The following is a 684-nucleotide window of genomic DNA, read 5'->3' on the forward strand; positions in this document are numbered from 1 at the left end:
GGTCGTCACCTCGAGGTGGTGCTCGGCGGCGACGCGCAGGAACGCCCGGGCGTCGGCGCGGGTGTTCGAGGTGACGCTGCGCAGGCTGCGCTCACCGAACAGGTGGCGCTGGTAGTCCAGCGGCGGCACGTCGGACAGGTGGATGCCGGCGACGGCGAGGGTCCCGCCGCGGTCGAGGGCCTCCAGGGCCGGCGGCACGAGGTCGCCGACCGGGGCGAACAGGATCGCCGCGTCGAGCGGCTCCGGCGGCGCGTCGGCGGCGCCCTGAGCCGAAGCCGCGCCGAGCTCCCGGGCCAGCTCCTGCGCGGCGGGGCTGCGGGTCATGACGTGCACCGTGGCGCCCTGCGCCAGCGCGACCTGGGCGGCCAGGTGCGCGCTGCCGCCGAAGCCGTAGACCCCGAGGCGCCCGCCCGCGGGCAGCTCGGCGCGACGCAGGGCGCGGAAGCCGATGATCCCGGCGCAGAGCAGCGGCGCGAGCTCGGCGTCGGTGTAGCCCTCGGGCAGGCGGTGGGCGTACGCCGCGGGCACCGTGGTGACCTCGGCGTAGCCGCCGTCGGCGTCCCAGCCGGTGTAGCGCGAGGCGGGGCAGAGGTTCTCGTCCCCGCGCCGGCAGTACCGGCAGGTGCCGCAGGTGTGGCGCAGCCACGCCACCCCGACCCGGTCGCCCTCGGCGAACCCGGTGAC

General features: G+C 77.8%; 1 protein-coding gene. It reads right to left on the reverse strand.

The window, feature by feature from the left end:
* A partial coding sequence (locus QSK03_RS32925) for a zinc-binding alcohol dehydrogenase family protein (protein WP_285660054.1) occupies positions 1-684 on the reverse strand: 684 nt, incomplete at both ends.

It is taken from the genome of Actinomycetospora sp. NBRC 106375 (assembly GCF_030269665.1).
GTDB lineage: Bacteria > Actinomycetota > Actinomycetes > Mycobacteriales > Pseudonocardiaceae > Actinomycetospora.